Annotated in this window: 7 protein-coding genes; 6 read left to right on the plus strand and 1 reads right to left on the minus strand. The window is 37.5% G+C overall.

From position 1 onward, the window contains the following. The first annotated feature begins 23 nt into the window (after positions 1-23). On the plus strand, positions 24-821 hold the full coding sequence (locus tag H6791_00105; protein USN94825.1) for a tRNA (guanosine(37)-N1)-methyltransferase TrmD: 798 nt from the start codon (positions 24-26) through the stop codon (positions 819-821). 48 nt (positions 822-869) lie between these two features. On the opposite strand, the gene H6791_00110 is transcribed toward H6791_00105, so the two are convergent. Next, positions 870-1247, minus strand: coding sequence for a hypothetical protein (locus tag H6791_00110; GenBank protein ID USN94826.1), 378 nt, complete (start codon positions 1245-1247; stop codon positions 870-872). Between the two features lie 109 nt (positions 1248-1356). Here H6791_00110 and H6791_00115 point away from each other — a divergent pair, with 109 nt between their 5' ends. The 5 genes from H6791_00115 (at position 1357) to dnaG (ending at position 12057) form a co-directional block, all read left to right on the plus strand. After that, entirely contained in the window at positions 1357-2085 is a 729-nt protein-coding gene (locus H6791_00115) for a hypothetical protein (protein ID USN94827.1), read from the plus strand. Continuing rightward, on the plus strand, positions 2086-2844 hold the full coding sequence (locus H6791_00120; protein USN94828.1) for a hypothetical protein: 759 nt from the start codon (positions 2086-2088) through the stop codon (positions 2842-2844). It abuts the gene before it with no gap. Between the two features lie 579 nt (positions 2845-3423). After that, the gene (locus tag H6791_00125) at positions 3424-6606 is read left to right on the plus strand and encodes a DNA-directed RNA polymerase subunit beta (protein ID USN94829.1); all 3183 of its coding nucleotides are present in this window, start codon (positions 3424-3426) and stop codon (positions 6604-6606) included. 25 nt (positions 6607-6631) lie between these two features. After that, entirely contained in the window at positions 6632-10261 is a 3630-nt protein-coding gene (gene rpoC, locus H6791_00130; GenBank protein ID USN94830.1) for a DNA-directed RNA polymerase subunit beta', read from the plus strand. A 20-nt stretch (positions 10262-10281) separates the two neighbouring features. Continuing rightward, positions 10282-12057, plus strand: coding sequence for a DNA primase (gene dnaG, locus H6791_00135; protein ID USN94831.1), 1776 nt, complete (start codon positions 10282-10284; stop codon positions 12055-12057). Positions 12058-12059: the final 2 nt, after the last annotated feature.

Genomic DNA, 12059 nt, shown 5'->3' on the forward strand with positions numbered 1-12059 from the left:
TAAAAATCTTAGCATAAAGAAGTATGCACTTTCACGTGGTTACGCTTTTTCCAGAAAGCTTCGATTCTTATCTCAAGGAATCGATAATTGGTAGAGCAATAAAACAAAAAAAGATAAAAGTAACTTTCTACAATCCTCGAAAGTTTGTTTCTGGTAAATATAAGCGTGTTTGGCCAGACGGCAACGTTTCTCTTATAGTAGATGGCAAGCCGTTTGGTGGTGGTCCCGGGATGATACTCCGGGCTGAACCGGTAATAAAAGCAATAGAAAAAGCACTAAACAAAATCAATTCTGCTTCGCCAAGGCTTCGTAGAACTCCAAAAGTTAAGATAATAAACTTTGCACCAAGCGGAAAAAAGTTCTCTACAACTTATGCAAAAACTACTTCAAAAAAATATACAGATATAATCCTTATATGTGGTAGATACGAGGGTATAGATGCTCGTATAAACAAAGTTTTCAAAACGGAAAAAATTTCTATCGGAGATTACGTTCTGACGGGCGGGGAACTCCCAGCAATGGTTGTTATAGACTCTATGGCAAGACAAATACCCGGGGTTCTGGGTAACCACGATTCTCTCGAAGAAGAAAGAGTCTCAAGTAGTGAGTTCTATACTAGACCAGAAGTGCTTACTTGGTTTAGTAAGTATAAGGTTGATAACTCAGGAAAGATTATTGAAAATAAACAAAGGTCTAAATCGTCGTCTCGACGATCGACCAACCATGCAAAGCAAGGTTTAGACAAAAAATACAAAGTCCCAAAAGTTCTCCTTTCTGGTGACCACAAAAAGATAGAAGAATGGAAAAAAGGTAAAAAGTAAAAAACCACCCCGGAGGGTGGTTTGTACTTTTGCGCTGGAATCTGTAACTTAGTCCTTGTTAAGGAGATCCAGTGTTTTCTGGTAGCGGATTTCCCGATGGTTCGGGTCGTCCCAGATTCCTTCTATGATCGGCCTTCTTCCGACCTCGATGGCATCTATGACTTGCTGATATTCTGCCATCAGCTTATCGTCATAACTATCAGGGAGACAGAATGCTTTTGCATTTTTGCTGGTACCGAGGTAACCGTGGAGTTTGGGGAGGTTACCGATGATATTCTTATCGATACCTGTTACGGTCATCTGTACTCGCTCCTCAGAAACAGTAGTGCTTTTATCCACGAAGAATAGATTGGCATTACTGTTACAGGCAGTAAAAAATACGGTGAAAACTGCAGAAATCAAAAGGGCAAAAATCAACTTTTTCATAGTAAAAACGGATTTGGTTTGACTATATTAAAACATAAAACTAGAGATTTTGCAAGTTTTTCCACAAAATATCTATATTTCCTATATATAAGTGATATAATCTATACATATGGAAAAACCACCAAAAATAATACAAAAAGCCAAAAAATGGTTAGGATTAGGAGTAATAGCGGGCGCTAGTATGCTACCAAACGAGTCTCAGGCTCAAGTAGAAACTAGTATGATAGAAGACGAGCCTTCTATAGAATCAGTAAGACAAGAAAATACCATAAGAGAAGAAGCTCCAGAAAAAACTGCTCACATAGAAGAAGCATATGAGGTTTCTTCTGGCGCGAGTCTAGAATCTCTAGAGTCAGAGAAAAGAGAGCTTCAAGCAGAATACAGAAAGATTGAAGCGGAATATGAACAAATAATAAACAAGTTTCTTGTTACGCTAAAAGAGTCAGAATTATTCTTGGCAAAAAACGGAGATAAGGAGGCAGCAAAAGCCTTCTCAAGGGCGGATATTTTACCAAAAGAGATAAAAGAAGCTTTTGAAAGTTTGGTTCAAAAAAGAGTTGGTCAAGAAATCACAGAAGAGGGTGCTGTCGAATATGTTTTTCAATATGTTTTTAATGGAACGGGCAACGATGAAAAATCATCTGAGATAGCAAGCACGTTTCAATTTATGTTGGCACAAAAAACACTAGGAACTACTATTGATCAGAACAGTCAGGATATACAAAGACACGTTATTCTAGGAGAAGGGTACAAGGATCAAGTAAAAACTCTTTTAGAAATGCAAAAATTGCAACGACAAATAAGTTCTTTGGACGAGCAAATAGCTTCTCTTAACTAGATGATTATAAATACTTACAAAAAAGAAGGCGAAACCCCGCTTGAGTGTATTTTGCGTTTGAGGCAAGAAGGCACTATAACCGAAAATGAAAAAGCAACTTATGCTGGGAGACTTGATCCTATGGCAGAAGGAGTTCTGGTTATCCTTTCCGGGCAAGATGTTCACCAAAAAGAAGAATATCTAAAACTAGATAAAGAATACGAGGTAGACATACTTTTTGGAGTTTCTACTGATACGGGAGATGTTCTTGGAATAATTCAAAATTCAAAATTCAAAAGTCAAAATAATTTTATATCATTTTCTGCGATAGCAGAAGATAATATAAAAGCGGCTCTAAGTAAATGCATCGGAAGTTTCGAGGAAGAGTACCCTGTGTATTCTTCGCGCACTGTTTCCGGTAAACCACTTTTTTCCTTGGCTCGTCTTGGACAGATTTTTCACACCCCAAAACATAAAGTCACTATACATTCTATTATTCTCAATAATGTCATAACTAGAAATGGGAAAGATATAGCAGAAGAATCTATACAAAGGATTGCAAAAGTAAAAGGGGACTTCAGACAAAATGAAATAATTTCCCTGTGGGAAAAGTTTGCAGATGAGTACAAAGCGGAAGATTTACAAATAATAAAAATAAAAGTTTCTTGCGCCAGTGGAGCATATATGAGAGTCCTTGCGGAAAAAATAGGCAAAGATCTCGGCACACCCTCGCTAGCTTATAGGATAAAGAGGACGAGAGTGGGAGAGTATAAAACTTGACATTTTGATATATATTGTGGTATAACGTAAACAAATGAGCTCTAATAAAAATTTTTCTGCAACTGGAATGTTTTCAGATGCAGTATCTTTTGGTTTCAAAATGGTCTATGAGGTCCTACTTTGGGTTGGTCGCTTGTTTACTCACTTCAGGGTTTCGATTCAGAAATCTTGGTTTGAAAAAAAGAAGAATGACCAATCGGGATGGACACCTACTCAATCCTGGTTATTATTTACCTTTATGTCCTTGGCGAGAATATCGATTTCTCCTATTAGGGCGCTTTCAAAGGCAAACCCGGTTTGGCCGCCTTCGAAACCAAAGAAGTAAAATACGGATCTCCCTAAAGGAGATCCTTTTTCTTTTTTTATTTATTTGACATAAAACAAATTCTAGTATAGTATAAAGCCCGATTGAGATTGAGTTACGGGGGATTCAGTCAAACTACTAATAGCATTTATTTTTGGCCAAGATGCTAAATAAAAAAGAGAGGTAAAACCAAAATTCGCTAAACAAGCAGAAGATGCTTGGCTTTTTTGCTTCTCTAAAAATTATAAGAGTTTTTAATAAAATTAATCAAAAAGATGAGTTCAAAGACCAAAACACCACAAAAAAAGTTCTCAAAATACAGAGAGCCTTTCGTAAACTATCCAAACCTTTTGGAGCATCAAGTCGATTCTTATAAGTGGTTCATAAAAGAAGGTATAGAAGAAATACTAAAAGAGTTTTCTCCTATAACAGATTATTCTGGTAAAAAGTATGACCTAGAATTTTCAGACTTCACACTTTCTGAACCAAAAACAACTGAAGAGTTTGCAAAAGAAAACAAACTGACCTACGAAGCGACACTCAAGGCTAGAGTAAAGCTTCTAAACAGGGTTATTGGTAATACAAAAGACCAAGAGATATTCATGACAGACATACCTCTTATGACACCTCACGGTACATTTATCGTAAACGGTGTAGAAAGAGTTATAGTTCCTCAGCTGACAAGAAGTTTCGGTGTCTTCTTCACAGATCATGATATCAAAGGCAAAAAATACTTTGGTGCAAAAGTTATACCTTCTAGAGGTGTTTGGATTGAAATTGAGCAAGAACAAGATGAGGCCATATATGTAAGAATAGACAAGAAAAGAAAGTTCCCAATCATCTCACTTCTAAGAACTATGGGAGCAGAAAGCGAGAAAGATCTACTTGCTCTTTTCGACAAGAAATATCATGACCAAATCAAGAGCATGATCGAGAAAGATCCTTCTAAAACTGCAATAGATGCATGTGTAGAAATATACAAAAAGCTTAGAGACGGAGATCTTGCTACCCCAGAAAACGCAAGAGAATATATAGACTCTATATTTAGCGCAGAAAGATATGACTTAGCTGTTGTTGGACGATATCAATTCAACAAAAGATTCAAGAAAGACATAAGTCCAAAAACTCTAGAAAACAGAACTCTTACAAAGGAAGATATGGCTCTTGTTATAGAACACGTTATCGAGTTATATAACACTCCAAACGCAAAGGGTGACGATATAGACCACTTGGCACAAAGAAGAGTTAGATTCGTTGGTGAGCTTTTGCAACAAAAGTTCAGAACAGGTATGACTCAGATCAAGAGAAATATCCAAGATAGAATGTCTACTATAGATGCTGCTACTGCACTTCCTATAAATATCATAAACCAAAAGCCACTACAGGCTAGAATAAAAGAATTCTTTACTACAAACCAACTTTCACAGTTTATGGACCAAGAAAACATTCTTGCGGAACTAGAGCACTCAAGAATCATATCCGCACTTGGACCAGGAGGACTTGCAAAAGAAAGAGCTGGGCTAGAAGTTAGAGACGTTCACACATCTCACTACGGTAGAGTTTGTCCTATTCACACACCAGAAGGTCAAAACATCGGTCTTGTTCTTCACCTTGCAACATACGCAAGAGTAAACCAATACGGAATTATCGAAACTCCATACATGAAGGTTGAGAAAGGAAAAGTTACAGGAGAAATCGAGTATCTAAACGCTCTAGAAGAAGAGGGTATGATAGTTGCTCACGCCGGAACAAAACTAGATGACAACGGAAAAATAGTTGAGCCGATAATCGAGGCCAGAATCAAGACTTCACCAGGACTTATCGAAAGAGAAAAAGTTGACTATATAGATGTTGCTACAAATCAACCTCTATCTATTGCGACTTCTATGATTCCTTTCCTAGAACACAATGACGCGAACAGAGCGCTCATGGGATCTAACATGCAAAAACAAGCGGTACCTTGTATCGTTCCAGAAAAACCAGTTGTTGCAACAGGTATAGAGGAAGCCATTGCTAGATATTCAGGAAGACTTGTTATAGCTGGAGAAGACGGAGAAATAGTAGAAGTAGACGGAAATAAAATAACTCTAAAAGGAAAAGAAAAGACAACTTACAAGCTTTCTACATTTTCTAGAACAAACAAATTCTCTTTGTTCCACCAAAGACCTATAGTTTCTGTTGGACAAAAAGTGAAAAAAGGTGACGTTCTAGCCGACACATCATCCACAGTAGACGGACAAGCATCTATCGGACAAAACGTTAGAGTTGCTTTCATGTCATTTAACGGATCAAACTACGAGGACGCGATAATCCTATCTGAAAGACTTGTTCAAAATGCAAAGTTTACTTCTATCTATCTAGATGAGTTAACTTGTGTTGTTAGAGATACAAAACTCGGACCAGAAGTAACAACAAGAGATATACCAAACGTTGGAGAAAATAAACTAAAAGATCTAGACGAAGAAGGTGTTGTTAGAATCGGTGCAGAAGTTAGAGAAGGAGATATACTAGTTGGTAAAATTACTCCAAAGGGAGAAACAGAACTAACTCCAGAAGAGAGGCTGCTTAGATCTATCTTTGCTGAAAAAGCACGTGATGTAAAAGACTCATCTCTAAGAATGCCAAACGGTAAAAGAGGTAGAGTTATTTCTATCAAGATATTCTCTAGAGAAAGAGGCGATCAACTAGAATCAGGTGTTATCAAGAAAATAGTTATCGAAGTTGCTCAAGTTAGAAACATATCAGTCGGAGACAAGCTTGCTGGACGACACGGTAACAAGGGAGTTATCTCAACAATACTTCCAGTAGAAGATATGCCATACGATGAAAACGGTGATCCAGTAGATGCAATCCTTACACCACTTGGTATACCTTCTCGTATGAACCTAGGACAGATTCTAGAAATGCACCTTGGTATAGCTGCTGAAACACTCGGCTACCAAGCTATAGTTCCTCCTTTCTGTGGAGCTACAGTAGAAGAAATAAGTGATGAGCTAGAAAAAGCAGGGTTCCCAAGAAGTGGACAGATACCTCTATACGACGGAAAGACAGGAGAAAAATTCGATAAAGATATCGCAGTTGGAATCATGTATATCTTGAAACTTCACCACATGGTAGAAGACAAGATTGCTATGCGTTCTATCGGACCATACTCACTTATCACTCAACAACCACTACAAGGTAAAGCTCAAGGTGGAGGACAAAGATTTGGAGAAATGGAAGTCTGGGCACTAGAAGGTTACGGAGCCTCTTATACACTAAGAGAAATGCTTACATACAAGTCTGATGACATCGTTGGTCGAACTCAGGCTTTTGATTCGATTATCAAAGGTAAAAACATAAGTCAGGTAAACGCACCGGCTTCATTCCAAGTGATGCTCAATTACTTGAGAGGTCTGTCTCTAGATGTTGAACTTCAAAACGAAACATCAAAACCTGTCGAAGAAACCGAGAATTAATCAAACTTAACTAATCAAAAAATATATGAAAACACTAAAACTAAACAATTTTGATTCGATAGGGATAAAGCTGGCTTCTCCGGATGCTATAAGAGATTGGTCTTATGGTGAAGTTACAAAGCCGGAAACTATCAACTACAGAACAGGTAGAAGTGAGAGAAACGGTCTTTTCGACGAAAGAATATTTGGTCCAGAGAAAGACTACGAATGTTATTGTGGTAAATACAAGAGAATAAGATTCCAAGGTGTTGTTTGTGAAAAATGTGGAGTTGAAGTAACAAGAGCTATTGTTAGAAGAGAAAGAATGGGTCACATTGAACTTTCTACACCTGTTGCACACATCTGGTACTTGAAAGCTATTCCTTCAAGAATGTCTACACTTCTTGGTATTGCAGCTGGTGACCTAGAGAAAGTAGTGTACTTTGCAGGTTACATAGTTACAAAAGTTCACGAGGAAGAAAAAGCTAGAGTTCTAAAAGAGATAGATCAAGAATACAAACAAAAAATCAAGTCTATAGAAGATGAGAAAGACAGAGAGAAACTAAAAGAACTATTCCTTTCTGCAAAAAAAGAAATAGCAGAAATACAAATAGGAAAGGTTTGGGGAGAAATAAACTATCACCACTTCTCTATCAAGTACGGTGCATGTTTCGAGGCTTCTATCGGTGCTGAAGCAATATACAACATAATGAAATCTCTAGATCTAGAGAAGGAACTAGAAAGAACTCTACTTGCTATTGAAGATGCAGGTAAAATGGAAAAAGAGAAGTTGAAGAAGAAACTTGCCCTTGTTAGATCTATGATCAAGGCAAACATAAGACCAGAATGGATGTTCCTAACAGTTCTTCCTGTTATTCCTCCAGGACTTAGACCTATGGTTGCTATAGACGGAGGAAAGCACGCAACTTCAGATATAAACGACCTCTACAGAAGAGTTATAAACAGAAATAACAGACTTAAGAAACTAAAAGAGATTCATGCTCCAGACGTGATCTTGAGAAACGAAAAAAGAATCTTACAAGAAGCTGTAGACGCTCTTATAGATAACTCTATGTGTCAGTCTTCAGACTCACAAGCAATGTCCAAGAGTCAAAAGAGAGCACTTAAATCTCTTTCTGATAACTTGAAGAGTAAACAAGGTCTTTTCAGACAAAACCTACTTGGTAAGAGAGTGGACTACTCAGGTAGATCAGTTATTGTGGTTGGTCCACAACTTAGACTCAATCAATGTGGTCTTCCAAAACACATGGCACTAGAGCTATTTAGACCATTTATAATCTCAAAACTAGTTGAGAGAGAATACGCATACAATATAAGAGGTGCAAACAGACTTATAGATGATCAAGTTCCAGAAGTTTGGGCAATACTAGAAGAAGTAATACAAAACAAATTTGTTCTTCTTAACCGTGCTCCAACTCTTCACAGACTTGGTATTCAAGCTTTCAATCCTACACTTATCGAGGGTAATGCTGTACAACTTCACCCGCTAGTTTGTCAGGCTTTCAACGCTGACTTCGACGGAGACACAATGTCAGTTTATGTTCCTCTTTCAAAAGAAGCACAGAAAGAATCAGAAATGTATATCTGTTCTGCAAAGAACCTACTTAAGCCTGCAAACGGAGATCCTATTGCTAACCCTAGAATGGACATGGTTTTGGGATGTTTCTGGATGACAAAATCAGTAGATGGAGAAAAGGGTGAAGGTGCTTACTTCACAAGTCCAAACCACGCAATACTTATGTATGACTTCCGAGAGGTTGGTATACACGCAAAAATATTTGTTATGCCTACTGATAAGGAGAAATACAGTATATTTGGAGGTAAGGTATTTGAAACAACAGTTGGAAGACTACTCTTCAATACTATACTTCCTGAAGACTTCCCGTATGTAAACGAAGAAATTACAGCTGGAAAAGTTTCAAAACTTGTAGATGAATTCATCCTCAAGTATGGAATAGACGAAACACCAAAATTCCTAGACAAGATCAAGGAGTTCGGTTTCAAGTATGCAACAAAGAGTGGTACAACTTGGAGTATTGCAAACGTTCGTGTTCCAGAAGAAAAGAAAGACATAATTGAAGCATCTAGAAAGAAAGAGGCAGAAATCGTATCACAATGGCAAGAAGGTCTTCTTTCTCAAGAAGAAAAGTATAGAAAAGTTATCGAGATATGGGACAAGGCAAAGGGAGACGTTGAGGCTCTCTTGGCTAGAGACTTGGACAAGGGAAGTTCTACATACGACCTTATACATCCGAAAGCTAGAGGTTCTATGTCTAACATTTCTCAGATGGCTGGTATGAAGGGTCTTATCCAAAACACTACAGGTAGAATTATCGATTATCCGATCATTCCATCTTATACAGAGGGTCTTTCTCCTATACAATACTTCATCTCAACTCACGGTTCACGTAAGGGTCTAGCCGACACCGCTCTAAACACAGCGAAGGCGGGATACCTAACAAGAAGACTTGTTGATGTTGCACAAGACGTTGTGATAACAGAAGAAGACTGTAAGACTACAGAAGGAAAAACTCTAACAAAAGAAAATATTTCTGGTATAGAAATATCTCTATCTAAAAATATAAGAGGTAGAGTTCTTGCAGAACCTATCAAAGACCAAAAAGGAGAGGTTGTATTCAAGAAGGGTCACATGATAACAAAAGAACAAGCTGATGAAATAGAGGCTATGGGAGTAGAAGAAGTTATCGTTAGAACTCCTATGACATGTAAAACAAAGTATGGTGTTTGCCAAAAATGTTACGGTCTAGATCTTGGTAGAAATGAACTTGTAAAAGACGGAGAAGCTATCGGTATAATCGCAGCACAAGCTATCGGTGAACCTGGTACACAGCTTACACTTAGAACATTCCACGCCGGAGGTGTTGCTGGATCTGACATTACACAAGGTCTTCCTAGAGTTGAAGAAATCTTCGAAAGAAGAGCACCTAAGAATCCAGCTACTATATCAGAGACAAGTGGTGAGGTTATCGACATCGTTGATACTCCTACAGAAAAAAGAATTACTGTTCTTTCTGATACAAAGAGAGATGGAAAACCAAACGAAATAGTTTATGAAGTAAACTACCCTAGACTTATCGCTGTAAAGAAGGGAGAAATTGTAAAGAAAGGACAACTTCTTACAGATGGTTCTGCAGATATTTCAGAAATATTAAAATTTGGAGGAAAGGAAATGGCAGAAGACTATATCGTAAACGAAATAAACAAAGTTTACGAGCTTCAGAGTGCGTCTATCTCTAGAAAGCATATAGAGATAATCATAAGACAAATGTTCTCTAGAAAGAGAGTCAAAGATTCTGGAGACACTACATTTTCTCCAGGAGAGCTTGTAGAATCACTAGAACTTGAAGAAGAAAACGATTCAGTTATTGAAAGCGGTGGTAAGCCTGCTACTTTCGAAAACTTGGTTCTTGGAATAAGTGAAGTTTCTCTTACAACAAAGAGCTGGCTATCTGCTGCTTCATTCCAAAACACAAACAAGGTTCTTATCAACAATGCCATGAAGGGTGGTATAGATAGACTGAGAGGTCTAAAAGAAAACGTAATCATCGGTAGACTGATACCAGCTGGTACCGGTTTCAGAGGTGAACTAGAAGGTCTATTTGTAGACGAAGATACAGAAGAGTACGCTGATTAAGTTTTCTCGCTTCTAAAATTATGCGAGATACAGTTTCAAAAATAAAAGAATCTATATCTATCGAAGATGTTATAGGTTCTTATATAAAACTGGAAAAAGCAGGATCTAACCTGAAGGCGGTTTGTCCTTTTCACAAAGAAAAGACACCTTCCTTTATGGTTTCTCCTTCTCGCGGTTCTTATTATTGTTTTGGCTGTGGTGCCAAGGGTGACATATTTAGTTTTGTTGAAGCTTTCGAGGGTCTCGATTTCAAAAGGGCTCTCGAGGTTTTGGCAAAAAGAGCGGGTGTTCCTATAACATACGAAAGAAGTGAAAAAAGCAACAAAAAAGACAAGCTTTATGAAATCATGGAAGAAGCTACAATCTTTTTTGAAAACAACTTGAAAGACATGCCTATTGCCTCGAAATATCTTTTGGATAGGGGGGTTAAAAGTGAAAGTATAGACAAGTTTAGAATAGGCTTCGCATTAGATTCTTGGGACGCGCTTTATAAGCATCTTTCGTCTTCTGGGTTTTCTACAGAAGATATAAATCTTGCGGGCCTTATAAAAGAGGGAAATAAATCTGGTCAGTTTTATGACAGATTTCGTTCTAGGATTGTTTTCCCTTTGTGTGATTCATCTGGAAGAGTGATAGCTTTTTCTGGGAGATATCTGGAGGTCCCAGGAAATAGTAGTGGCAAAGATATTGAACCAGCAAAGTACTTGAATAGTCCTGAAACTCCGATTTTTTCAAAAGGCGCAAGTTTTTATGGTATAAATCTTGCCAAAAACAAAATAAGAGAAAAAAAGAGTGCGATTATTGTAGAGGGACAGTTTGACCTAGTTCTTTCTCATCAGTTTGGTTTTGAAAACACAATAGCAACAAGCGGTACAGCTTTTTCTGTAAATGAAAAAAACGAAGACCTTGGAGGGCTAACTCACTTTGGAATGATAAAAAATATCGCCGAAAAGATAATACTGGCTTTTGACGGAGATAAGGCGGGAATAAGAGCTTCTTATAGGGCCACAGATTTGGCTCTAGAGAAGGGTTTATCTGTTGAAATAGTCACTATTCCAACTGACGAAGATCCGGCCGATATATTGAAGAAAGACAGTGCTAGGTGGGGTGAAATATTGTCTCATGGAAAAGACGCAACACTTTTCTTTTCAGAATTTTTGAGAGAAAAAAGCAAAAACAAAGAAGACTTGGCGAAAAATATCTATACAAAGATAGTTCCACTTCTTTCAAAAATAGACAGCGAAATAGTTCGAAAAGAAAAAATAAATACAATTTCTTCCAAACTAGATTTAGATAGTTTGAGCATAGAAAAAGATGTAGATAATTATCTAAGAAAAAATATCAAGACGTCTTATATCGACGAGAGAAGTTCAAGTGAAGATTTGCCAGAAAGAAAAGATAGAGGAGATATAGCATCTCAAGCGTTGGGGCTTCTATTTTATCTATATGGAAGTGAAGATAAACAAAAAGAGACAGAAGAATACGAAAAACAAATCAAGGCAATACTGGGAGATGAATACGAATCTTATAAATCACTCGCAGAGAGTCGGAAAGAAGAACTACTTTTTTCTCTCGATAATGAAATTGCATCTAGAGAAGTAGGATCATCTATATTTGAAGAGGTCTTGATAAATCTTGAAGAATCGGTAGGATGGGATAGGCTGGATAAACTCAGGGAAGAAATAGATAGGGCCGAAGAACTGGGAGACGAATCAGAAGCTCTAGAGAAAATAAAACAGTTTGTGGATCAAAGAAAAAAATTAGATGTATTAATAGAAAAAAGAACTAAATTATAAAT

Source organism: Candidatus Nomurabacteria bacterium (genome assembly GCA_023898605.1).
Taxonomy (GTDB): Bacteria; Patescibacteriota; Minisyncoccia; order Phycocordibacterales; family UBA9973; genus HK-STAS-PATE-34.